Annotated in this window: 19 protein-coding genes; 14 read left to right on the forward strand and 5 right to left on the reverse strand. The window is 65.4% G+C overall.

Annotated features, from left to right (window positions below; all coding sequences use genetic code 11):
- Positions 1 to 267: 267 nt before the first annotated feature.
- Together I6F31_RS35655 and I6F31_RS35660 are read right to left on the reverse strand one after the other, a co-directional pair.
- Positions 268 to 2,835: an FtsX-like permease family protein gene (locus I6F31_RS35655; RefSeq protein ID WP_225137153.1), complete on the reverse strand. Its 2,568-nt coding sequence runs from the start codon at positions 2,833 to 2,835 to the stop codon at positions 268 to 270.
- Positions 2,832 to 3,551 (reverse strand): ABC transporter ATP-binding protein, encoded by a 720-nt coding sequence (locus I6F31_RS35660; protein WP_036008795.1) that lies wholly within the window; start codon positions 3,549 to 3,551, stop codon positions 2,832 to 2,834. The genes I6F31_RS35655 and I6F31_RS35660 overlap by 4 nt, the downstream gene beginning before the upstream one ends.
- Before the next feature lie 55 nt (positions 3,552 to 3,606).
- Here I6F31_RS35660 and I6F31_RS35665 point away from each other — a divergent pair, with 55 nt between their 5' ends.
- From I6F31_RS35665 to I6F31_RS35725, 13 genes are all read left to right on the forward strand, one after another.
- The gene (locus I6F31_RS35665) at positions 3,607 to 4,242 is read left to right on the forward strand and encodes an arylesterase (protein ID WP_225187016.1); all 636 of its coding nucleotides are present in this window, start codon (positions 3,607 to 3,609) and stop codon (positions 4,240 to 4,242) included.
- Between the two features lie 175 nt (positions 4,243 to 4,417).
- On the forward strand, positions 4,418 to 4,954 hold the full coding sequence (gene thpR / locus I6F31_RS35670; RefSeq protein WP_225148679.1) for an RNA 2',3'-cyclic phosphodiesterase: 537 nt from the start codon (positions 4,418 to 4,420) through the stop codon (positions 4,952 to 4,954).
- Positions 4,955 to 5,194: 240 nt separating this feature from the next.
- Entirely contained in the window at positions 5,195 to 6,382 is a 1,188-nt protein-coding gene (zapE, locus tag I6F31_RS35675; RefSeq protein WP_225148678.1) for a cell division protein ZapE, read from the forward strand.
- A 240-nt stretch (positions 6,383 to 6,622) separates the two neighbouring features.
- Positions 6,623 to 7,591, forward strand: coding sequence for a malate dehydrogenase (gene mdh / locus I6F31_RS35680; protein ID WP_025032846.1), 969 nt, complete (start codon positions 6,623 to 6,625; stop codon positions 7,589 to 7,591).
- Positions 7,592 to 7,795: 204 nt separating this feature from the next.
- On the forward strand, positions 7,796 to 8,995 hold the full coding sequence (gene sucC / locus I6F31_RS35685; RefSeq protein WP_225148677.1) for an ADP-forming succinate--CoA ligase subunit beta: 1,200 nt from the start codon (positions 7,796 to 7,798) through the stop codon (positions 8,993 to 8,995).
- Between the two features lie 4 nt (positions 8,996 to 8,999).
- Positions 9,000 to 9,479, forward strand: coding sequence for a DUF1579 family protein (locus I6F31_RS35690; protein WP_036024613.1), 480 nt, complete (start codon positions 9,000 to 9,002; stop codon positions 9,477 to 9,479).
- A gap of 36 nt (positions 9,480 to 9,515) precedes the next feature.
- Positions 9,516 to 10,400, forward strand: a complete 885-nt coding sequence (gene sucD / locus I6F31_RS35695; RefSeq protein WP_036008780.1) for a succinate--CoA ligase subunit alpha — start codon at positions 9,516 to 9,518, stop codon at positions 10,398 to 10,400.
- Between the two features lie 137 nt (positions 10,401 to 10,537).
- Entirely contained in the window at positions 10,538 to 13,495 is a 2,958-nt protein-coding gene (locus I6F31_RS35700) for a 2-oxoglutarate dehydrogenase E1 component (protein ID WP_225187017.1), read from the forward strand.
- Between the two features lie 159 nt (positions 13,496 to 13,654).
- Positions 13,655 to 14,896, forward strand: a complete 1,242-nt coding sequence (odhB, locus tag I6F31_RS35705) for a 2-oxoglutarate dehydrogenase complex dihydrolipoyllysine-residue succinyltransferase (protein ID WP_225187018.1) — start codon at positions 13,655 to 13,657, stop codon at positions 14,894 to 14,896.
- A gap of 11 nt (positions 14,897 to 14,907) precedes the next feature.
- On the forward strand, positions 14,908 to 15,141 hold the full coding sequence (locus I6F31_RS35710; RefSeq protein WP_036024626.1) for a hypothetical protein: 234 nt from the start codon (positions 14,908 to 14,910) through the stop codon (positions 15,139 to 15,141).
- A gap of 25 nt (positions 15,142 to 15,166) precedes the next feature.
- Positions 15,167 to 15,916, forward strand: a complete 750-nt coding sequence (locus I6F31_RS35715) for an SDR family oxidoreductase (protein ID WP_225148675.1) — start codon at positions 15,167 to 15,169, stop codon at positions 15,914 to 15,916.
- Between the two features lie 52 nt (positions 15,917 to 15,968).
- On the forward strand, positions 15,969 to 17,369 hold the full coding sequence (lpdA, locus tag I6F31_RS35720; RefSeq protein WP_225187019.1) for a dihydrolipoyl dehydrogenase: 1,401 nt from the start codon (positions 15,969 to 15,971) through the stop codon (positions 17,367 to 17,369).
- Between the two features lie 34 nt (positions 17,370 to 17,403).
- On the forward strand, positions 17,404 to 17,934 hold the full coding sequence (locus I6F31_RS35725; RefSeq protein ID WP_109141820.1) for a hypothetical protein: 531 nt from the start codon (positions 17,404 to 17,406) through the stop codon (positions 17,932 to 17,934).
- A 189-nt stretch (positions 17,935 to 18,123) separates the two neighbouring features.
- Here the strand turns inward: I6F31_RS35725 and I6F31_RS35730 are convergent, their stop codons facing one another.
- Positions 18,124 to 18,711 (reverse strand): DUF4337 domain-containing protein, encoded by a 588-nt coding sequence (locus I6F31_RS35730; protein WP_036008765.1) that lies wholly within the window; start codon positions 18,709 to 18,711, stop codon positions 18,124 to 18,126.
- 85 nt (positions 18,712 to 18,796) lie between these two features.
- Positions 18,797 to 19,762: a tyrosine recombinase XerC gene (locus I6F31_RS35735; protein WP_036008764.1), complete on the reverse strand. Its 966-nt coding sequence runs from the start codon at positions 19,760 to 19,762 to the stop codon at positions 18,797 to 18,799.
- Positions 19,763 to 19,874: 112 nt separating this feature from the next.
- Here I6F31_RS35735 and I6F31_RS35740 point away from each other — a divergent pair, with 112 nt between their 5' ends.
- Positions 19,875 to 22,079, forward strand: a complete 2,205-nt coding sequence (locus I6F31_RS35740) for a primosomal protein N' (protein WP_225187020.1) — start codon at positions 19,875 to 19,877, stop codon at positions 22,077 to 22,079.
- A gap of 226 nt (positions 22,080 to 22,305) precedes the next feature.
- On the opposite strand, the gene I6F31_RS35745 is transcribed toward I6F31_RS35740, so the two are convergent.
- Positions 22,306 to 22,803 (reverse strand): septal ring lytic transglycosylase RlpA family protein, encoded by a 498-nt coding sequence (locus I6F31_RS35745; protein WP_225145392.1) that lies wholly within the window; start codon positions 22,801 to 22,803, stop codon positions 22,306 to 22,308.
- Positions 22,804 to 23,027: the final 224 nt, after the last annotated feature.

A 23,027-nucleotide genomic window follows, 5' to 3' on the forward strand; every position in this document is an offset into this window, starting at 1 on the left:
TGGTTGGTCCGGTCCGGCACGAGGGTCGCCATGCCGCCGGTTCGTCAAATTCTATCTCGGAGACCGCTGCCAGCCGACTGAATTTTGGCTCACAATCGGGACTCCGAACCCATCCGATATGTGGGAAACTAACACATTCGCCGCAACCTTCCACGCGCGGCTGAATGTCGCCCTCGGCGTCAATCCTGACGCGAAGCTGACGGGGTAGCGTGGTTAATCGCGGAAACCGGGCCGATTCCGCCCGGCACAATCCGCCGCTACATTTTGTCACAAATTTCGCAACACCGTCGCCGGCTTTTTGTTCAATGCCAGCAGCGTGCCGGCAAGCCCGAGCCCGACGGTCACGACCAGCGCGGCGGCGACCACGCCGGCGGCGCTGCCGGCCTGCCAGACGAAGCTCAGCGTCATCAGCCGCGTCACGATCAGCCAGGCCGCGATGCTGCCCGCGATCACCCCGAACACCGCGGTGGCAAGGCCGATCAGGAGGTATTCGAGGGCATAGGCGCCGAGCAGCCGCAGCCGCGTCGCACCCAGGGTCTTGAGGATCACCGCATCATAGACGCGGTGGCGGTGGCCGGCGGCGAGCGCCCCGCCCAGCACCAGGATCGCGGAGATCAGCGTCACGGCGCTGGCGCCACGGATCGCCAGGGCCAGATTGGTGACCACGGAGCCGACCGTCTCCATCACCTCACGCACGCGCACGCTCGTCACCATCGGATAGGCGTCGGCGACCTCCTTGATGATCTTGCCGTCGCCCGCCTTTCCGCCCGCTTCCGTCAGCGTCGCGATGTGGGTGTGCGGCGCGCCCTTGAAGGCGTTGGGGGAGAACACAAGGACGAAATTGATGCCGAGACCCTGCCAGTCGATCGTGCGCAAATTGCTGATCTTGGCCGGAATGTCGCGGCCGAGCACGTTGACCACCACCTCGTCGCCGAGCTTGAGGCCGAGCCCGTCGGCAATCTTCTTCTCCAACGAGACCAGCGGCGGGCCGGAATAATCGGCGCGCCACCATTCGCCCTCGACCACCTTGGAGCCCTTCGGCAGCTCGGCGGTGTAGGTCAGGCCGCGATCGCTCTGCAGCACCCATTCGGAATCCGTGGTCGGCTTGAGCTCCTCGGCGCGCACCCCGCGCGCGGCGACGATGCGTCCGCGCAGCATCGGCACGTCCTCGATCCTGGCGCCGGGGGCGATCTGGCGCAGATAGCCATCGAACTGCTCGGCCTGCGCGCTCGGAATGTCGATGAAGAAGAACGATGGCGCCTGGTCGGGGAGCGCCGCCAGGAACTGCCGGCGCAGATTGCCGTCGATCTGGGTGATGGTGACGAGCACGGCGAGCCCGAGCCCCAGCGACAGCACGACGGACGGCGTCAGCGCGCCCGGCCGGTGGATGTTGGCGATCGCAAGCCGCAGCATCGGCAGCCGCGTCCGTGGCAGCCGTCGTGCGATCGTCATCAGCAGGGCGGCGATGCCGCGCAGCAAGGCGAACACGACCACTGAGGAGGCCACGAACACCGCGGCGATGCGCCTGTCGAACGACAGGCCGATCACGACCGCGATGAGGAGTGCGATCACGACGGCCATGAACACGAGATAGCTCGCGCGCGGCCGGTGCCATTCGGAGCTGATGGTGTCGCGGAACAGCGCGGCCACCGGCACGTCGTGCACGCGCGCGAGCGGCCACAGGCCGAAGGCGAGCGCGGTGAGGAGGCCGTAGAGGAAGGACAGCGCGAGCTCGTCGGTGTGCACGGCCGGCACCACCGGCAGCGGCAACAGCTTGCCGAACAGGCCAACGATCGCAAAGGGCATCGCGGCGCCGAGCGCCAGGCCGATCACGGACCCGATCGCGGCCAGCAGGACCACTTGCGCCAGGTAGATGCCGAACACGTCCCGGCCGGTGGCCCCGACGGCCTTGAAGGCAGCGATCACCTCGAGCTTGCGGTCGATGTGACTCTTGACGGCATTGGCGACGCCGACGCCGCCGACCAGCAGCGCGGCAAGGCCGACCAGCGTCAGGAACTGCGTGAAGCGGTTGATGTTGCGCTCGAGCTGCGGCGAGGCGTTGGAGCGGCTGCGGATCTCCCAGCCGGCCTGCGGCGCGGCGCTGCGCGCATCCGCGATGAAGGCTTCGGTGGCGCGCTCGTTGTTCGCGGCCTCCGGCAGCTTGACCCGGTAGACCCAGCGCACCAGGCTGCCGGGCTGGATCAGGCCGGTGGCGCGCAAGGCCGCCTCGCTGATCAGAAAGCGCGGCCCGAAGCCGATGCCGCCGGCGAGCTTGTCCGGCTCGGCCTCGACGGTGGAGCGGATCTGGAACGTTGCGGACCCGATCGTGACGCGGTCGCCGGTCTTGAGCGAGAGCCGCGCCAGCAGCGTCGGATCGGCGGCGGCACCGAACGCGCCGTCACGCTCGGCGAGCAGATCGGCCATCGGCAGCTTTGGTGCCAGCGTCAGCTGTCCCAGCATCGGATAGGTGTTATCGACCGCCTTCATCTCGACCAGCGCCAGCTTGCCGTCAGCCGAACGCGCCATGCCGCGCAAGGTCGCAGCCGCCGACAGCGTGCCGCGCGAACGCAGGAACGCGACCTCTTCCGGCTTGGCCTCGCGCTGGAACAGCACGAAGGAGACGTCGCCGCCGAGCAGCGTGCGGCCTTCGCGCGCCAGACCGTCGCTCAGGCTCGCCGACACCGAGCCGACGCCGGCGATCGCCATCACGCCGAGTGCGATGCAGGCGATGAAGACATAGAAGCCGCGCAGGCCGCCGCGCAATTCGCGCAAGGCGTAGCGCAGCGACAGCGCGACAGCGTTGGGTTTCGCGAACGATTCGGCCACGGCGCTCATGCGGGCGCAGACTGCGTGTCGATGCGCCCGGAGCGCAGGCGGATGACGCGATCGCAGCGATGCGCGAGCGAGGAATCGTGCGTCACCAGCACCAAGGTCATGCCGCGCTCGGCGTGCTTGCTGAACAGCAGATCGACGATCTGCTTACCGGTGGTCTCGTCGAGATTGCCGGTCGGCTCGTCAGCGACCAGGATCGCGGGATCGGGTGCCAGCGCGCGGGCGAGCGCGACGCGCTGCTGCTCGCCGCCGGAGAGCTGCGTCGGATAATGATGCAGGCGGTCACCGAGCCCGACCGATTGCAGCTCCTCTGCCGCGCGCTTGGCGGCATCGGGGTTGCCGGCGAGTTCGAGCGGCACAGCAACGTTCTCCAGCGCCGTCATGGTCGGGATCAGGTGGAAGGACTGGAAGACGATGCCGACCTGGCGGCCGCGGAAGCGCGCCAGCGCGTCCTCGTCGAGGGCATTGAAAGGCGTGCCATTCACCACCACCTCTCCGCTATCAGGACGTTCCAGCCCCGCCATCACCATCAGCAGCGTGGATTTGCCCGAGCCTGACGGGCCGATCAGGCCGATCGTCTCGCTCCGGCCGACCCGCAGGCTGATATCCTTGAGGATGTGAACGCGTGCCGCGCCCGCGCCCAATGAGAGGTTGACGTTGGAGATGGCGATGGTGTCCGCGGTAGCGGCGAGCGAAGAGGGGTCGATGCGAGTGTCCATGGTCCGGTCATATGGCAAGTCCGCACGCGGGGTCGAGAGGCGTTACGGATTGTTCATGCACATAGCCGTGTTGATGCTCGCCGTCATGACGATGGCGAACCCCGCTTGGGCGGGTGCGACAAAACCGGTCAAGCTGGTCGTCCTCGGCGATTCCTTAAGCGCGGGCCTTGGCCTTCCGGCCCAGGAGGCGTTCCCCCAAAAGCTTCAAAAAGCCTTGCGGGCCAAAGGCATAGAGGTCGACATGACCAATGCCGGGGTGTCCGGCGACACCACCTCGGGCGGCCGCGACCGGCTCGATTGGTCGGTGCCCGATGGAACTGACGGTGTCATCATCGAGCTCGGCGCCAATGACGCGCTGCGCGGCATCGATCCCGACGTGGCGCGCGCCGCGCTGACCGACATCGTCCAGCGGCTCAAGGCGCGAAAGATTGCGGTCATGCTCTGCGGCATGCTGGCGCCGCCGAATTACGGCGCCGAATACGCCGCGCGCTTCAATTCGATTTATCCGGATCTGGCGAAGACATTCGACGTGCCGCTCTATCCGTTCTTCCTCGAAGGCGTCGCGGCCGAGGCCAAGCTCAACCAGGCCGACGGCATTCATCCGACCGCTGAAGGCGTCGACATCATCGTCGGCAGGATCATGCCCATGGTGGAGGCATTCATTGGCACGATCGCTGAGCAACGGCGTTGAAAACCAGGCAGCGCTACCCTAATTCCCAGGGTTTTACCGGGGTGAGGCGCGGCATGCTTCGCAGAGTCACACAACTGCGATAGGAATCAGGGTACCGGTGATTCGTCGCCGGCTCTAATTTGGATATGGTTCTCGCTGTTCGAGCACCGTACCCAAGCATCGGGAGTGCGAAACGATGCCGCGTTTGTTCACGGGTCTGGAAATTCCGGCCGAAATTGGCCAGTCGCTTTCCAACTTGAGGGGTGGCCTCCCCGGCGCCCGCTGGATCGATCCCGAAAATTATCACGTCACCCTGCGCTTCATCGGCGACATCGACGGTGCTTCCGCCAACGAGATCGCCTCGATGCTGTTTCGCGTCGACCGCAAGCCGTTCGAGGTGAAGGTGCAGGGGCTCACCAGCTTCGGCGGCCGCAAGCCCCGCGCGGTGGTCGCCACGATTGCGCCGAGCAAGCCGCTGATGGAATTGCAGGCCGAGCTCGAGCGCATGATGCAGCGGATCGGCCTCGACCCGGAGGGACGCAAGTTCATTCCGCACGTCACGCTCGCGAGGCTTCACGACGCCTCCGACCGCGACGTCGCCGACTATCTCTCGCTGCGCGGCTATTTCCCGAGCAGGGCGTTCATGGCCGAACGCTTCGTGCTGTTCTCCTCGCGCGCATCGACGGGCGGCGGCCCGTATGTGGTCGAGGACGCCTACGAGCTGTGTGAGTAATTTCTTTCTTAACCTCTCCCCGCTTGCGGGGAGAGGTCGGATCGCTCTCGCGATCCGGGTGAGGGGGGACAGGTCTTTCGATGGATCTCATACGCGGATAGAGCCCCTCACCCCGACCCTCCCAGCGCGAGCGAAGCTCGTCGCGCCCCCGTAAGAACGGGGCGAGGGAGAAGAAACGCGCATACCTCTGACCCCATTTCACGGCTTGCAATTTCCGTCCGTCTCTGGCGGTAAAGAGCCATGCTCTCCACCCCAAATCCCTCATTCCGCGAGGCCTATCAGGCCGAGATCGCGTCCGGCGCGATCGAGCCGGATCCCGCGCAGGCCGAGGTCGCCGAGGCCTATGCGGCGCTGGACCTGCGGCTTTCGACCTACAAGCCCACCCGCAAGCAGGGCCTGCTCAGCCGCCTGTTCAGCTCTGGTGACAAGGACGAGGCGCCGCGCGGGCTTTACATCCACGGCGAGGTCGGCCGCGGCAAGACCATGCTGATGGACCTGTTCTTCCAGCACTCATCGGTCGAGCATAAGCGCCGCGCGCATTTCCACGAGTTCATGGCGGACGTGCACGAGCGCATCTACGATTATCGCCAGAGCATCGCGCGCGGCGAGATCGCCGACAGCGACGTCATCGCTCTGACGGCCAATGCGATCTTCGAGGAGAGCTGGCTGCTCTGCTTCGACGAATTCCATGTCACCGACATCGCGGACGCGATGATCCTGGGCCGCCTGTTCGCCAAATTATTCGAGCTCGGCACCGTCGTGGTCGCGACCTCCAACGTCGCGCCCGACGATCTCTATAAGGGCGGTCTCAACCGCTCGCTGTTCCTGCCCTTCATCAAGCAGATCACCGACCACATGGACGTCGCGCGGCTCGATGCGCGCACCGACTTCCGCCTGGAGAAGCTGCAGGGCGTGCCAATGTGGCTGACACCGGCCGATGGCGATGCGGATGCCGCGCTCGACCGTGCCTGGAAGCGGATGACGGGCGGCGCCAAATGCCGCTCGCGTGACATTTCGATCAAGGGCCGCATTCTGCACGTGCCGTGCTCGGCCCATGGCGTGGCGCGATTCTCCTTCGCCGACCTCTGCGAGCAGCCGCTCGGTGCATCCGACTACCTCAGGCTGGCGCACGACTATCACACCCTCCTGGTCGACCATATTCCAGTGATGGACCTCTCCCAGCGCAACGCGGCCAAGCGCTTCATCACCCTGATCGATACGCTCTATGACAACGCCGTGAAGCTGATGGCCTCGGCCGACGCCAATCCGATCTCGCTCTACCTCGCGACCGATGGCGCCGAGGCCATGGAGTTCAACCGGACCGCCTCGCGCCTGATCGAAATGAGCTCGGAATCCTATCTGGCGCTGCCTCACGGCCGCAAGGATTCCACCGCCAGCGGCTCGACCAAGGGCTTGGTCGAGACTTAAGTCCTATCCCCGCCGTCATTCCGGGGCGTCGCAAAGCGACGAGCCCGGAATCCATACTCCGGATGGTGGTTATGGATTTCGGGCTCGCGCTTCGCGCGCCCCGGAATGACGGCCGGGGTATGCTGGCTGCTATCTCGGCAAGCCCGACAATTGGGCATTGGGCGACTTGAACGGGGGAGACGAAAGGGATAACCACCCGTCTCAGTTTCCCCTCCTTACGTGTCTAAAGGACAGGTTCACATGGCGCGCGACAAGATTGCTTTGATTGGCTCCGGCCAGATCGGCGGAACGCTGGCTCACCTCATCGGCCTGAAAGAACTGGGCGACGTCGTGATGTTCGACATCGCCGAGGGCGTGCCGCAGGGCAAGGCGCTCGACATCGCGCAGTCCTCGCCGGTCGACGGCTTCGACGCCCACTACACCGGCGCGAACTCCTATGAGGCGCTCGACAACGCCAAGGTCTGCATCGTCACCGCCGGCGTGCCGCGCAAGCCCGGCATGAGCCGCGACGACCTCCTCTCCATCAACCTCAAGGTCATGGAGCAGGTCGGCGCCGGCATCAAGAAGTACGCCCCCGACGCCTTCGTCATCTGCATCACCAACCCGCTCGATGCCATGGTCTGGGCGCTGCAGAAGGCTTCGGGCCTGCCGCACAAGAAGGTCGTCGGCATGGCCGGCGTGCTGGATTCGGCCCGCTTCCGCTACTTCCTCGCCGACGAGTTCAACGTCTCGGTCGAGGACGTCACCGCCTTCGTGCTCGGCGGCCACGGCGACACCATGGTGCCGCTGGTGAAGTACTCCACCGTCGCCGGCATCCCGCTGCCCGACCTCGTCAAGATGGGCTGGACCTCACAGGCGCGCCTCGACGAGATCGTCGACCGCACCCGCAATGGCGGCGCCGAGATCGTCAACCTGCTCAAGACCGGCTCGGCCTTCTACGCCCCTGCCGCCTCCGCGATCGCGATGGCCGAGAGCTATCTGAAGGACAAGAAGCGCGTGCTGCCCTGCGCCGCCTATCTCAACGGCGAGTACAGCGTGAAGGACATGTATGTCGGCGTGCCCGTCGTGATCGGCGCCAAGGGCGTCGAGCGCGTGGTCGAGATCGAACTCGCCGGCAAGGACCGCGAGGCGTTTGACAAGTCGGTCGGTGCCGTGCAGGGCTTGGTCGATGCCTGCAAGAAGATCGCACCCGATCTTCTCGGCCGCTAAGGCAAAGCAATACCCGCCGAAGATCGAAACCCGGTCTTCGGCGGTTTCACTTCCGGACCCCGGCTGACCGGGGTGGGGTTCCGGTCTCGGCAGATCTCGATTGTCAAAGAATCCGGGTTGCAGTTCCTGTGGTATATGGTATGCCAGCCACAAGACTGAGGTGGGCCCATGAGGTCACCGCCCGCGGGTTCAGGGAGCGACCATATGAATATCCATGAATATCAGGCCAAAGCGCTGCTGCATGAATTCGGCGTTCCGATTTCGCGGGGCGTAGCGGTTCTCAAGGGCTCGGACTCCGACGCCGCCGCAAGACAGCTTCCCGGCCCGGTCTGGGTGGTGAAGAGCCAGATCCATGCCGGCGGGCGCGGCAAGGGCAAGTTCAAGGAAGCATCCGCCGGCGACAAAGGCGGCGTCCGCATCGCCAAGTCGGTGGAAGAGGTCAACGAATTCGCCAAGCAGATGCTGGGCGCGACGCTGGTCACCGTGCAGACGGGACCTGCCGGCAAGCAGGTCAACCGCCTCTACATCGAGGACGGCTCCGACATCGACAAGGAATTCTACCTCTCGATCCTGGTCGACCGCGAGACCTCGCGCGTCTCCTTCGTGGTGTCGACCGAAGGCGGCGTCAACATCGAGGACGTCGCGCACAACACGCCGGAGAAGATCGTGACCTTCTCGGTCGATCCGGCGACCGGCATCATGGGCCATCACGGCCGCACGGTCGCGAAGGCGCTGAATCTGTCCGGCGACCTCGCCAAGCAGGCCGAGAAGCTCACCGCGCAGCTCTACGCGGCCTTCGTCGCCAAGGACATGTCGATGCTGGAGATCAATCCGCTGGTCGTGACCAAGCAGGGCGAGCTCCGCGTGCTCGATGCCAAGGTGTCCTTCGACGACAACGCCCTGTTCCGCCATCCCGAGATCGCGGTGTCGTTGCGCGATCTGACCGAGGAAGACGCCAAGGAAATCGAGGCGTCGAAATACGATCTCAACTACGTCACGCTCGACGGCAATATCGGCTGCATGGTCAACGGCGCCGGTCTCGCCATGGCGACGATGGACATCATCAAGCTCTACGGCATGGCGCCGGCCAACTTCCTCGACGTCGGCGGCAGCGCCAGCAAGGAGAAGGTCGCGGCCGCGTTCAAGATCATCACCGCCGATCCCAACGTGAAGGGCATCCTGGTCAACATCTTCGGCGGCATCATGAAGTGCGACGTGATCGCCGAGGGCGTCACTGCTGCGGTTCGCGAGGTCGGCCTGAGCGTGCCGCTGGTGGTCCGCCTCGAAGGCACCAATGTCGAGCTCGGCAAGAAGATCATCCGTGAATCCGGACTGAACGTGGTGCCCGCCGACAATCTCGACGACGCCGCGCAGAAGATCGTGAAGGCCGTCAAGGGAGGCTAGCGCCATGGCCCAGGACCATCTCGCCGCATCATCTCCGCTCCCCGAGCATGCGCGCCTCGCCGCGTTCGCCGGCGAATGGGATGGTGAGGAGATGGTCTTCCCGTCGCGCTGGACGGCGGGCGGGCCGGCGACCTCGCGCACCGTCGCGCGCATGGATCTCAACGGCTTTTATCTGATCCAGGACTCCGTCCAGATGCGCGACGGCAAGCAGGTCTTCGCCACCCACGGCATCTTCACCTTCGACCGCGACGACCGGACCTACAAATTGTTCTGGTACGATTCGCTCGGCTATACGCCGCCATCGCCCGCCTCGGGCGGCTGGGCCGGCAAGACCCTGACGCTGGTGCGCGGTTCGCTCCGCGGCAATGCGCGCCACGTCTACGAGATCATCAATGAGGATTCCTACTCGTTGAAGATTCAATTCTCGCCGGACGCGGAAGGCTGGTCCGACGTCCTCACCGGCGTCTACCGCCGCATCCACTGACCCACTCACTCTGTTAGTTTCGCGAAAGCAGACCTCATGTCCATCCTGATCGACAAGAACACCAAGGTCATCTGCCAGGGCTTCACCGGCAAGAACGGCACCTTCCACTCGGAGGCCGCGATCGCCTACGGCACCAAGATGGTCGGCGGCACCTCGCCGGGCAAAGGCGGCTCGACGCATCTGGGCCTGCCGGTGTTCGACACCGTGCGCGAGGCGCGTGAGAAGACCGGTGCCGACGCGTCGGTGATCTACGTGCCGCCGCCGGGCGCAGCCGACGCGATCTGCGAAGCCATCGACGCCGAGGTCCCGCTGATCGTCTGCATCACCGAGGGCATTCCTGTGATCGACATGGTTCGCGTCAAGCGCTCGCTGCTCGGCTCCAAGTCGCGCCTGATCGGGCCGAACTGCCCGGGCGTCATGACCGCCGGCGAGTGCAAGATCGGCATCATGCCCGCCAACATCTTCAAGACCGGCTCGGTCGGCATCGTCTCCCGCTCGGGCACGCTGACCTATGAAGCCGTGTTCCAGACCTCCCAGGAAGGCCTCGGCCAGACCACCGCGGTCGGCATCGGCGGCGACCCGGTCAAGGGCACCGAGTTCATCGACGTGCTGGAGATGCTGCTCGCCGACCCCAAGACCGAATCGATCATCATGATCGGCGAGATCGGCGGTTCCGCCGAGGAGGACGCCGCCCAGTTCCTCAAGGACGAGGCCAAGCGTGGCCGCAAGAAGCCGATGGTCGGCTTCATCGCCGGCGTCACCGCCCCTCCCGGCCGCCGCATGGGTCATGCCGGCGCCATCATCTCCGGCGGCAAGGGCGATGCCGGTTCCAAGACCGAGGCGATGAAATCCGCAGGGATTACAGTGTCCCCGTCGCCCGCCCGCCTCGGCCACACGCTTGCCGAAAAGTTGAAAGGCTAATTCAGTTCTTCGTGCTTTTCCGGGCGAAGTTTCGCAGCAAATAGGGTAAAGGGTGCCTGTCGCGTCGAGCCCTGTCGGGGGAGCTCGGCGCCAGCGCCGTTTGTTATGCGCGAATCGAAATCGCCAGGAACTCAAGTATGTCTCGCCAGGACGCGAACGCAGCCTTTGCCCTGTCATCCTTTTTGCAGGGCACCAACGCCACCTACATCGACGAAATCTACGCCCGCTACCAGAAGGACCCGTCCTCGGTCGATGCCGAGTGGCAGGAGTTCTTCAAGAGCCTGAACGACGCGCCGGCTGACATCAGCAAGAACGCGGAAGGCCCGTCCTGGGAGCGCGACAACTGGCCGCTGACTCCGAAGGATGACCTGACCTCCGCCCTCGACGGCAACTGGGCCGAAGTCGAGAAGACGGTCGGTGCCAAGATCGCCGCCAAGGCGCAGGCGAAGGGCGCCGACATCTCCTCCGCCGACCTGCTTCAGGCGACGCGCGATTCCGTCCGCGCCCTGATGCTGATCCGCTCCTACCGCATGCGCGGCCACTTCCACGCCAAGCTCGATCCGCTCGGCATCGAAGCCCAGCGTAACCGCGAAGAGCTCGATCCGCGCACCTACGGCTTCAGCGAAGCCGATTTCGACCGCAAGATCTTCCTCGATCACGTGCTCGGCCTCGAATACGGCACGTTGCGCGAGATCACCGCGATCTGCGAGCGCACCTACTGCCAGACGCTCGGCGTCGAGTTCATGCACATCAGCAACGCGGCGCAGAAGGCCTGGATCCAGGAGCGCATCGAGGGACCCGACAAGGAGATCTCGTTCACGCGTGAAGGCCGCAGGGCCATCCTGCAGAAGCTGATCGAAGCCGAGGGTTTCGAAAAGTTCTGCGACACCAAGTTCACCGGCACCAAGCGCTTCGGCCTCGACGGCGGTGAAGCCCTGATCCCCGCGCTCGAGCAGATCATCAAGCGCGGCGGCAATCTCGGCGTGAAGGAAATCGTGCTCGGCATGCCGCATCGCGGCCGCCTCAACGTGCTGACCCAGGTGTTGGGCAAGGCCCATCGCGCACTATTCCACGAGTTCAAGGGCGGCTCGGCCAATCCCGACGCGGTCGAAGGTTCCGGCGACGTCAAGTATCACCTCGGCGCCTCCTCGGACCGCGAGTTCGACGGCAACCGCATCCACCTGTCGCTGACCGCCAACCCCTCGCATCTCGAGATCGTCGATCCCGTCGTGCTCGGCAAGGTCCGCGCCAAGCAGGACCAGCACGGCGATCCCCCTGACATGCGCATCTCCGTGATGCCGCTCCTGATGCACGGCGACGCCGCGTTCGCCGGCCAGGGCGTGGTTGCTGAATGCTTCGGCCTGTCCGACCTGAAGGGCTACCGCACCGGCGGCTCCGTCCACTTCATCGTCAACAACCAGATCGGCTTCACCACCTATCCGCGCTACTCGCGCTCCTCGCCCTATCCGTCGGATGTGGCGAAGATGATCGATGCGCCGATCTTCCACGTCAACGGCGACGATCCGGAAGCCGTCGTGTTCGCGGCCAAGGTCGCGACCGAATTCCGGCAGAAGTTCCACAAGCCCGTCGTCATCGACATGTGGTGTTATCGCCGCTACGGCCACAATGAGGGCGATGAGCCGGCCTTCACCCAGCCGGTGATGTACAAGCGGATCGCCGCCCATCCCTCGACGCTGACGCTCTACTCCAAGCGCCTGATCGCGGAAGGCGTCGTCACCGAGGGCGAGGTCGACAAGCTGAAGGCGGACTGGCGCGCCCGGCTCGATGCCGAGTTCGAGGCCGGCACCTCCTACAAGCCGAACAAGGCCGACTGGCTCGACGGCAAGTGGGCGGGCTTCAAGATCGCCGACCAGGAAGAGGATGCGCGGCGCGGCGTCACCGGCGTCGAAATCGCTACGCTGAAGGATATCGGCCGCAAGATCACCAAGGTGCCGGACGGCTTCCGCGTTCACCGCACCATTCAGCGCTTCCTCGATAACCGCGCCAAGGCGATCGAGAGCGGCAACGGCATCGACTGGGCGACCGGCGAGGCGCTGGCGTTCTGCTCGCTGCTCAACGAAAACCACCACGTCCGCCTGTCCGGACAGGATTCGGAACGCGGCACCTTCTCGCAGCGCCATTCTGTCCTGATCGATCAGGAGGACGAGAGCCGCTACACGCCGTTCAACCATCTCGGCCACGAGCAGGGCCATTACGAGGTCATCAACTCGCTGCTGTCGGAAGAAGCCGTGCTCGGTTTCGAATACGGCTATTCGCTCGCCGAGCCGAACACGCTGACGCTGTGGGAAGCCCAGTTCGGCGACTTCGCCAACGGCGCGCAGGTCGTGTTCGACCAGTTCATCTCCTCGGGCGAGCGCAAATGGCTGCGCATGTCCGGTCTGGTCTGCCTGTTGCCGCACGGCTATGAGGGCCAGGGGCCGGAGCACTCCTCGGCGCGCCTCGAGCGCTACTTGCAGATGTGCGCGGAAGACAACATGCAGGTGGTCTACCCGACCACGCCGGCGAACTACTTCCACGTGCTGCGCCGGCAGCTGCATCGCGAGATCCGCAAGCCGCTGATCATGATGACGCCGAAGTCGCTGCTGCGTCACAAGCGGGCGGTGTCGCGTCTCGACGAGCTCGCGAAGGGCACGACCTTCCACCGCATCCTCTACGATGACGCCCAGATGCTGCCGAACGAGGCGATCAAGCTCGTCCCTGACGAGAAGATCCGCCGCATCGTGCTGTGCTCCGGCAAGGTCTATTACGACCTCTACGAGGAGCGCGAGAAGCGCGGCATCGACGACATCTACCTGATGCGCGTCGAGCAGCTCTATCCGGTGCCGCTGAAGGCGCTGGTGGCCGAGCTGTCGCGCTTCAAGAAGGCCGAGATGGTGTGGTGCCAGGAAGAGCCCCGCAACATGGGTGCTTGGCACTTCATCGAGCCCTATCTGGAATGGGTGCTGAACCAGGTGAACGGCGCGAGCCGGCGTCCGCGTTATGTCGGCCGCGCCGCTTCCGCCGCGACCGCCACGGGTCTGATGTCCAAGCATCAGGCTCAGCTGAAGGCGTTCCTGGACGAAGCACTGAGCTGACCGAAATTCCAATTGTCATGCCCCGCCTAGTGCGCAATTGCGCACGGGGGGCGGGGCATCCAGTACGCCGCGGCGTCCGTTTGATCCACGATCGTCACGGTGTACTGGATCGTCCGCCTGCGCGGACGATGACGGCCAAAAACGATTAAGGAAGAGACCATGACTGAAATTCGTGTGCCGACGCTCGGCGAATCCGTCACCGAGGCCACCATCGGCCGCTGGTTCAAGAAGGCCGGCGACCCCGTCGCCGTCGACGAGCCCCTGGTGGAGCTCGAGACCGACAAGGTCACCATCGAAGTCCCCGCGCCGACGGCCGGCACGCTGAGCGAGATCATCGCTGCCGATGGTGCGACCGTTGCCGTGGGCGCGCTGCTCGGTCAGATCACCGAAGGTGCCGGCGCAGCCAAGCCCGCCGCCGCGCCGGCCAAGGCTGCGGCGCCTGCCGCTGCTGCCGCTGCTCCGGCGGCGGCTCCCGCTGCCGCGAAGGCGCCGCCGGCCGATGCGCCGCTCGCGCCGTCCGTGCGCAAACTGTCGGCCGAGACCGGCATCGACGCCTCGACCGTGCCGGGCTCCGGCAAGGACGGCCGCGTCACCAAGGGCGACATGCTGGCCGCGATCGAGCGCGCCGCGTCGGCGCCGACGCCGGTCAACCAGCCCGCCGCCGCCGTGCAGGTCCGCAGCCCCTCGCCGGCCGATGACGCCGCCCGCGAAGAGCGCGTCAAGATGACCCGGCTGCGCCAGACCATCGCGCGCCGCCTCAAGGACGTGCAGAACACCGCGGCCATGCTCACGACCTTCAACGAGGTCGACATGACCAACGTCATGGCGCTGCGCGCACACTACAAGGACGCGTTCGAGAAGAAGCACGGCGCCAAGCTCGGCTTCATGGGCTTCTTCACCAAGGCCGTCGTGCAGGCGCTGAAGGACATCCCGGCCGTCAACGCCGAGATCGACGGCAGCGACCTGATCTACAAGAACTACTACCACATCGGCGTTGCCGTCGGCACCGACAAGGGCCTGGTCGTGCCTGTGGTTCGCGACTGCGACCACAAGTCGATCTCCGACATCGAGAAGAGCATCGCCGATTTCGGCCGCCGCGCCCGTGACGGCCAGCTCAAGATCGACGAGATGCAGGGCGGCACCTTCACCATCACCAATGGCGGCATCTACGGCTCGCTGATGTCGACCCCGATCCTGAACGCGCCGCAGTCCGGCATCCTCGGCATGCACAAGATCCAGGAGCGGCCGATGGTCGTCGGCGGCAAGATCGAGGTCCGCCCGATGATGTATCTGGCGCTGTCCTACGATCACCGCGTCATCGACGGCAAGGAAGCCGTCACCTTCCTGGTCCGCGTCAAGGAGAGCCTGGAAGATCCGGCGCGCCTGGTGCTGGACCTCTAAGGGAGGCGACGATGGGGGAGCCGTCGCTCGCGCATGCGCTCATCTCCATGGTGCCGCTCCTGCTGACCACCCTTATCTTTTTCTTCTTTGCGATTCCGATTAGTCGCAGGAAAGGTAAGGGGGTCGGCTTCGCGGCCTTGTGCCTGATCCCGTTTCTCACGCCCTTCATTCTGTTCCATTTGATCAGCTTGACGGACAAGTCCGTGCTTGATCGCTTGGCGGCTCTTGAGGGCAGGACGTCGTAGTGCGCTCGAACTCGTGGGGATTGATGTGACGGATAAAGTCGTTGTCATCACCGGCGGCAGCCGCGGCATCGGGCGGGCGACCGCGCTTGCGGCGGCCGCGCGCGGTTTTCGCGTCGTGGTTGGCTATGCCAGCAACAAGCAGGCGGCCGACGAGGTAGTCGCGCAGATCGCGGCCAGCAACGGCAAGGCCATCGCTGTGAAATGCGATGTCGCCGAGGAAAGCGACATCCTCAATCTGTTCGAGGAGGCCGACAGGTTCGGCACGCTCGGGGCGCTCGTCAACAATGGCGGCATCGTCGGCAAGAGCGGCGTGCGCGTCGACGAGATGTCGGCCGAGCGCATCCAGCGCGTGATGGCGGTGAACGTCACCGGCTCCATCCTTTGCGCGCGCGAGGCGGTGAAGCGGATGTCGACCAAGCACGGCGGCACGGGCGGAGTCATCGTCAACCTGTCGTCCGTCGCTGCGCGGCTCGGCTCGCCCAACACCTATGTCGACTACGCCGCGTCCAAGGGTGCGGTCGATTCCTTCACCGTCGGCCTCGGCCATGAGGTCGCGGGCGAGGGCATCCGCGTCGCCGCGATCCGTCCCGGCCTGATCGACACCGACATCCACGCTGCCGGTGGCGAGCCCGACCGCGCCCATCGCCTGGCCCATCTGGTGCCGATGAAGCGCGTCGGCACCGCCGATGAAATCGCCAATGCCATCGTCTGGCTGATCTCGGACGAGGCCTCCTACGTCACCTCAGCCATTCTCGATGTGTCCGGCGGACGCTGACGCGCCGCGCTGACGCATCCTCACCACGCCTAACCTTACGGGACTTTTTCTCATGGCTACCTACGATCTCGTCGTCATCGGCACCGGACCGGGCGGTTATGTCTGCGCGGTACGCGCGAGCCAGCTCGGCATGAAGGTCGCCGTGGTCGAAAAGAACGCGACCCTCGGCGGCACCTGCCTCAATGTCGGCTGCATGCCGTCGAAGGCGCTGCTGCACGCCTCCGAAATGTTCGAGGAAGCCGGCCATTCCTTCGCCAAGATGGGCGTCAGCGTTTCCGCGCCGAAGCTCGATCTGCCCGCGATGATGAACTTCAAGCAGCAGGGCATCGACGGCAACGTCAAGGGCGTCGAGTTCCTGATGAAGAAGAACAAGATCGACGTGCTCAAGGGCACCGGCAAGATCCTCGGCACCGGCAAGGTCGAGGTCTCCGCCGACGGCAAGTCGCAGGTGGTCGAGACCAAGAACATCGTGATCGCCACCGGCTCGGACATCGCGCGCCTCAAGGGCATCGAGATCGACGAGAAGCGCATCGTGTCCTCGACCGGCGCGCTGTCGCTGGAGAAGGTGCCAGGCCGATTGCTTGTCATTGGCGCCGGCGTGATCGGGCTTGAACTCGGCTCTGTGTGGCGCCGGCTTGGATCCGAAGTCATGGTGGTTGAATTCCTCGATCGCATCCTGCCCGGCATGGACGGCGAGATCGCCAAGCAATTCCAGCGCATCCTTGAAAAGCAGGGCTTTGCGTTCAAGCTGGGCTCGAAGGTGACCGGCGTCGAGGTGAACAGCAAGGCATTGCTCGCGAAAATCGAACCGGCTTCCGGCGGTGCCGCTGAGACGCTCGAAGCCGACGTCGTGCTCGTCTGCATCGGCCGCGTGCCCTACACCGACGGTCTCGGCCTCAAGGAAGCCGGTGTCGCGCTCGATGCGCGCGGCCGGGTCCAGATCGATCCGCATTTCGCCACCAGCCTGAAGGGCGTCTATGCCATTGGCGACGTCGTGGCAGGCCCCATGCTGGCGCACAAGGCCGAGGACGAAGGCGTCGCGGTTGCCGAGATCATCGCAGGCCAAGCCGGTCACGTGAATTACGACGTCATCCCGGGCGTCGTGTACACCACGCCGGAAGTGTCCTCCGTCGGCAAGACCGAGGAGGAACTCAAGCAGGCGGGCGTGGCTTACACGGTCGGAAAGTTTCCGTTCACCGCCAACGGCCGTTCCAAGGTCAACCAGACCACTGACGGCTTTGTGAAGATACTCGCAGACGCGAAGACCGATCGCGTGCTCGGCGTGCACATTATCGGCCGCGAAGCCGGCGAAATGATCCATGAAGCGTGTGTTCTCATGGAATTCGGCGGCAGTGCGGAAGATCTCGCGCGCACCTGCCACGCCCATCCGACGCGCTCGGAGGCCGTCAAGGAAGCCGCGCTTGCGGTCGGCAAGCGAGCCATCCATATGTAACGACGCGCCCAGCGCCGAACCGGGCGGGGAACACATGCTGCGCCGCCTTCTTCAACCGGTCTGGGTCCTGCTTGCGATCGTCTTCCTGATCGAAGCCTGGCTGTGGGATCATCTCGAGCCGATCGTCGCCAGGATCGTCGCAGCCATCCCGCTGGCGCGCTTCAAGCATTGGCTGACGGAGCGCGTCGATGCGCTCTCGCCGGCCATGACGCTGCTCGTGTTTGCGGTGCCCGTCGTCCCGCTGTTTCCGCTCAAGCTGGTCGGGCTGTGGCTGCTCGCGCATGAATACTGGACCGGCGCGTTCTTCACGATCGTGTTCGGAAAGCTTGTCGGCGTCGGCGTCACCGCCTTCGTGTTCGACGTCACGCGCGCCAAGCTTCTGGAGATGCGCTGGTTCGAGCGGATCTACGCCCTGGTGCTGAGGGTGCGCGCCAAGGCCGCCGAGCTGGTCGACCCGATCAAGCGCCGCATCCGCGAGCTGATCGCCGGCAACGGCGAGGGCTGGTCCTACCGCACGCTGCGTATGATCCAGCGCTTCAGGAAGAGCGTGCATCAGGCGCGGTGATCTTCGCCACCACAAGGACCGTCCGTAGCCCGGATGGAGCGCAGCGCAATCCGGGACAGGCGTCCCCGCTCTATCCTCCGTCATTGCGAGCGCAGCGAAGCAATCCAGTATCTTTCCCCGGAGGCAGTCTGGATTGCTTCGTCGCAAGGGCTCCTCGCAATGACGCGGTGAGAACCCGGCCTCAACACCTCAATGCAAATGCAGCAGATGTGGCCACCACAGGCCGAGCGCGGTCATGAACAGGCCGGCGATCGTCAGCGCGCCGCCGACATAGGCGAGCGCGATCATGCCGGTGATGATGGTGGCGGACGCCAGCACGATGCCGATCTGGAAGGCGGCCGAGGCCAGCTCGAAATGGTGGTACTTCGCGGTCGCCTCGTCGCGGGCGTGCTCGGCGTGCTTGGCCTTGTCCGCAAGCTGCTCGGTGCCTTCGCCGGTCTCGGGCTCGGAGCGGTAGCGCTGCGCGGTCTTGGTCCAGTCGTCGATCTGCTTCTGCACGGCGGGCTTCTGCGCCTCGGCCGCGGCGGCCAGTGTCAGCTTGCCCTGTTCCGCCGCGGTCACCACCACGGTGCGGCGGATGCTCTTGGCCTGGAAGAATGCCCAGAGATTGGCGGCCTCGACGTTCTTGCTGATCGATTCGGTCTGGGCACCCTTGCCGAGCGTCTCCGAGATCGCCAGGAACAGCGCCAGCACGGCGATCAGAAGAGCGATCTTCTTGTTCGAGCCGGACGCGTGTTCGGCGTGCTCGGCATGCTCCATGCTTTCATGTGCGCCCATATAATGTCCCTCCTGTGCCGGTTCCCACGATTTGACCGAACCGTGGGCGCTGTGCAAGAGGCACGCGAGCTATGACGAGAGTGTGTCAGCGCCGCGGATGGGCGCTGGCATACACCTCGAGCAGCCGCTCGGAATCGATGCCGGTATAGACCTGCGTGGTCGACAGCGAGGAATGGCCGAGCAATTCCTGGATGGCGCGCAGATCGCCGCCGCGCGAGAGCAGATGCGTGGCGAAGGAATGCCGCAGCGCGTGCGGCGTGGCGCTGTCGGGCAGCCCGAGCGCGCCGCGCAGCCGCTCCATCGCGAGCTGGATGATGCGCGGGCTCAAGGGGCCGCCGCGCGCGCCGACGAAGATCGGTCCTTCCGCCGGCAGCGGATAGGGGCACATCGCGACATATTCCTGCACCAGCGCGAGCACGTTCTGCAGCACCGGCACCATGCGGGTCTTGTTGCCTTTGCCTGTCACGACCAGCACGTCGCCTTCGCCGGGCTTCGGCACCTCGCGGCGCTTGAGACCCAGCGCCTCGGAGATGCGCAGGCCCGAGCCATAGAGCAGCGCCATCACCGCGGCATCGCGCGCCAGGATCCAGGTCTCGCGCTCCTCGCCGGCGCGCTCGTCGGCGTCGGCAAGACGTTTGGCCGATGCCATCGGCAGCGGCTTCGGCAGGCTCTTGGCGACCTTCGGCGCGCGGATCGCCGACAATGCACCGACCTTGCCCTTGCCCTCACGCTCCAGAAAACGTCCGAACGAGCGCAGGCCCGCCAGGGCGCGCATCAGGCTGCGGCCGGCGATGTCGTCGGCGCGGCGCATCGCCATGAAGGCGCGCACGTCGGTGGCTTCCAGCGCTGCAAACCGCTCGAGCGTGACGCGCTCGCCCCAATGGCCACAGAGGAAATCCAGGCATTGCCGCAGATCGCGGCCATAGGCCTCCAGCGTCTTCGGCGACAGCCGCCGCTCGGCGCCGAGATGCGACAGCCAGCGCGCCATCTCCTGCGCGATCGAGGGATCGGCGCTGGCGAGCTCGATGTGTGGGGCGGCCGCTTTGCTCATGCGCTCTGGACGTGGTGATTCCGCACAGTATATCGCATCACACCAGTTTACTGTTCGCTAAGGCCGCCGCGCGGCGCTAGCCTCAAGACCTCAAGGTTCCGATTCCCCGCTCATGGACCAATCGCCGCGCAACGACACCGCCCCCGCCACCCGCATGGTCGACGTGCTGGTGCCGGTCGCGCTCGACCAGACCTATTCCTACAAGGTGCCGCGCGGGATGGAGCTGAAGGCGGGCGATCTCATCAGTGTGCCGCTCGGTCCGCGCGAGGTGCTGGCCGTGATCTGGGGCGAGAACGCCAATCCCGATCCGCGCCTGCACAACCGCCTCAAGGAGGTCAGCGAGAAGCTCGATATCCCGCCGCTCAAGCCGGAGCTGCGCCAGGTGGTGGACTGGGTCGCCAATTACACGCTGAGCCCGCGCGGCATGGTGCTGCGCATGTGCCTGCGCATGGGCGAAAATCTCGGCCCGGAGCGGGTGCGCGCCGGCGTGCGCCTGACCGGCAATCCGCCGAAGCGTTTGACGCCGGCGCGCCAGCGTGTCATCGCGCTGCTGTCGGACCGGCTGCTGCACGGCAAGTCCGAGGCGGCCAAGGAGGCCGGCGTCTCCTCGGGCGTGATCGACGGCCTCGTCGATGAAGGCACGCTCACGGTGGAGCCGATGCCGCCGCCGCCACCGCCGCCGGCACCCGATCCGGAATTCGGCCGGCCGGATTTTTCGCCGCTGCAGCGTGCCGGTGTGGATGCGATGCGCGCACTCGCGGCCAATGGCACCTTCCATGTCGCGCTGCTCGATGGCGTCACCGGCTCGGGCAAGACCGAGGTCTATTTCGAAGCGGTCGCCGAGGTGATCCGCCGCGGCAAGCAGGCGCTGATCCTGATGCCGGAGATCGCGCTGACCGGCCAGTTCCTCGATCGCTTCGCGCAGCGTTTTGGCGTGCGGCCGATCGAATGGCATTCCGAGCTCACCCCGCGCACCCGCGCGCGCAATTGGGCCGCGATCTCCGAAGGTTCGGCGCCGGTCGTGGTCGGCGCGCGTTCGGCGCTGTTTCTCCCTTACGCCAATCTTGGCCTCATCGTCGTCGATGAGGAGCACGATCAGGCCTACAAGCAGGACGACGGCGTGCATTACCACGCCCGCGACATGGCGGTGGTGCGCGGGCATATCGCAAAAATCCCGGTCGTGCTGGCCTCCGCGACGCCGTCGGTCGAATCCGAGGTCAATGCGCGCAAGAGCCGCTATAAGCGCATCGCGCTGCCCTCGCGCTTCGGCGGCCAGCACATGCCGCATATCGAGGCCATCGATTTGCGCCGCGAGCCGCCCGCGCGCGGCCGCTTCATCTCGCCGCGGCTTGCCGGCGAGATCAGAACCGCGATCGAGCGGCGCGAGCAGGCGCTGTTGTTCCTCAACCGCCGCGGCTATGCGCCGCTGACGCTGTGCCGTGCCTGCGGCCATCGCTTCGCCTGCACCATCTGCGATGCCTGGCTGGTCGATCATCGTTTCCGCCAGCGCCTCGTCTGCCATCATTGCGGCTTCTCGATGCCGCGCCCGCATGTCTGCCCGAACTGTTCGGCCGAGGAATCGCTGGTCGCGGTTGGCCCCGGCGTGGAGCGCCTGCAGGAGGAGGCGGCCGCGTTGTTCCCGCAAGCGCGCACCATGGTGCTGTCGAGCGATCTCATCACCTCGATCGAGACGATGCGAAGCGAGCTCGCCGAGATCGCGGAGGGCCGCGTCGACATCATCATCGGCACGCAGCTCGTGGCCAAAGGGCACAACTTCCCGCGGCTCAATCTGGTCGGCGTCGTCGATGCCGATCTTGGCCTTTCCAACGGCGATCCGCGTGCGGCCGAGCGTACCTGGCAATTGCTCAACCAGGTGATCGGCCGCGCCGGGCGCGAGCAGGGCCGCGGCGTCGGCTATCTCCAGACCCATCAGCCCGACCATCCCGTGATGCGGGCGCTGATCGCCTGCGACCGCGAGGCCTTCTACGACAGCGAGATCGAGCTGCGCGAAAAGACGCTCTATCCGCCGTTCGGCCGGCTCGCCAGCCTCATCATCTCTGCCGGCGATCGCCCGGGCGCCGAAGGCTTCGGCCGCAAGCTCGTCGCGCTGGCGCCGCGCGACGAGCGCGTCGTCGTGCTCGGCCCGGCCGAAGCCCCGCTCGCCGTCATCAAGGGCCGCTACCGCTTCCGCATCCTGGTGAAATCGGCGCGCGGTTTCGACCTGTCGGACTACTTACGCAACTGGCTCGCGGTCTGCCCGAAGCCGACAGGCAATCTGAAGCTGGAAGTCGACGTCGATCCGCAGAGCTTTTTGTAGGGCCACCGCAGCCATACCCTCTACTGTCATTCCGGGGCGCGCGTAGCGCGAGCCCGGAATCCATCGGGCGGCAGAGTTTGTGGATGAATGGATTCCGGGTTCGCGCTCCGCGCGCCCCGGAATGACAAAACAAAAAAAGCCCGCGGTCCCCCAAGACCGCGGGCTTGTTTCACGTGCGCAGCAAACTGATGAAAACTGCGCGCTCGATCAGGCGCGGATCGCGCCTTTAGGAGACGACTTCCGCGGTGACGCGGCCAACGCCGCGACTGGTGAGGCCAATGGCGCGGGCGGCACCCGTGGAGAGGTCGAGCACACGCCCGCGAATGAACGGGCCGCGGTCGTTGATGGTGACGATGACGCTCTGGCTGCCATGGGTGACGCGCAGCTTGGTGCCGAAGGGCAGCGAACGGTGCGCCGCGGTCATGGCGTTCTGGTTGAAGCGCTGGCCCGAGGCGGTCTTGCTGCCGGACTCATTGCCGTAAAAGGACGCGATGCCGGAGAAGCTGCGGCCCGTGCCGGAGGTCGGCGTCATCGACGCATTGGCATTGCGCCAATCGGAGGTCGCGTTGGCCTCGGTCTGGGCGTGGTGGCGGTGGTGATGCCGGTGATGCCGGGATTTGGCGGAAGCTTCGGTGGCAGTTCCACCGACGAGGAGAGTTGCGGCGACGAAAGCAATCGCCGTACGCGGCCGGGTCGCAAAGCCCAGCGTCTTCAAAGACAGCATTTAATGGTCCCTAAGCTAGTATTGCCACATGTGTGGCAAGTGGAGCCCCCATCAGTTTGTGAGCGATTTGGCGTTTCGATTCCCAATGAGGCGTGAATTGGGCAGTAAATCCGCTATGTGTCGTCTTGAAATATCTTGTTACCGTCGCGTGATATTCAGCCGATGTTCCGTAATCTTCGCCTTTAACGATTTATTAACCTCTATATTACTTGCGAATACTGTAA

It is taken from the genome of Bradyrhizobium sp. NBAIM01, assembly GCF_020194115.1.
In the GTDB taxonomy this organism is placed as follows: Bacteria; Pseudomonadota; Alphaproteobacteria; order Rhizobiales; family Xanthobacteraceae; genus Bradyrhizobium; species Bradyrhizobium yuanmingense.

Coding starts and splice junctions, on each gene's coding strand:
- I6F31_RS35655 (WP_225137153.1), bottom strand. CDS start 2,835: ATGAGCGCCGTGGCCGAATCGTTCGCGAAACCCAACGCTGTCGCGCTG.
- I6F31_RS35660 (WP_036008795.1), bottom strand. CDS start 3,551: ATGGACACTCGCATCGACCCCTCTTCGCTCGCCGCTACCGCGGACACC.
- I6F31_RS35665 (WP_225187016.1), top strand. CDS start 3,607: ATGCACATAGCCGTGTTGATGCTCGCCGTCATGACGATGGCGAACCCC.
- thpR (WP_225148679.1), top strand. CDS start 4,418: ATGCCGCGTTTGTTCACGGGTCTGGAAATTCCGGCCGAAATTGGCCAG.
- zapE (WP_225148678.1), top strand. CDS start 5,195: ATGCTCTCCACCCCAAATCCCTCATTCCGCGAGGCCTATCAGGCCGAG.
- mdh (WP_025032846.1), top strand. CDS start 6,623: ATGGCGCGCGACAAGATTGCTTTGATTGGCTCCGGCCAGATCGGCGGA.
- sucC (WP_225148677.1), top strand. CDS start 7,796: ATGAATATCCATGAATATCAGGCCAAAGCGCTGCTGCATGAATTCGGC.
- I6F31_RS35690 (WP_036024613.1), top strand. CDS start 9,000: ATGGCCCAGGACCATCTCGCCGCATCATCTCCGCTCCCCGAGCATGCG.
- sucD (WP_036008780.1), top strand. CDS start 9,516: ATGTCCATCCTGATCGACAAGAACACCAAGGTCATCTGCCAGGGCTTC.
- I6F31_RS35700 (WP_225187017.1), top strand. CDS start 10,538: ATGTCTCGCCAGGACGCGAACGCAGCCTTTGCCCTGTCATCCTTTTTG.
- odhB (WP_225187018.1), top strand. CDS start 13,655: ATGACTGAAATTCGTGTGCCGACGCTCGGCGAATCCGTCACCGAGGCC.
- I6F31_RS35710 (WP_036024626.1), top strand. CDS start 14,908: ATGGGGGAGCCGTCGCTCGCGCATGCGCTCATCTCCATGGTGCCGCTC.
- lpdA (WP_225187019.1), top strand. CDS start 15,969: ATGGCTACCTACGATCTCGTCGTCATCGGCACCGGACCGGGCGGTTAT.
- I6F31_RS35725 (WP_109141820.1), top strand. CDS start 17,404: ATGCTGCGCCGCCTTCTTCAACCGGTCTGGGTCCTGCTTGCGATCGTC.
- I6F31_RS35730 (WP_036008765.1), bottom strand. CDS start 18,711: ATGGGCGCACATGAAAGCATGGAGCATGCCGAGCACGCCGAACACGCG.
- I6F31_RS35735 (WP_036008764.1), bottom strand. CDS start 19,762: ATGAGCAAAGCGGCCGCCCCACACATCGAGCTCGCCAGCGCCGATCCC.
- I6F31_RS35740 (WP_225187020.1), top strand. CDS start 19,875: ATGGACCAATCGCCGCGCAACGACACCGCCCCCGCCACCCGCATGGTC.
- I6F31_RS35745 (WP_225145392.1), bottom strand. CDS start 22,803: ATGCTGTCTTTGAAGACGCTGGGCTTTGCGACCCGGCCGCGTACGGCG.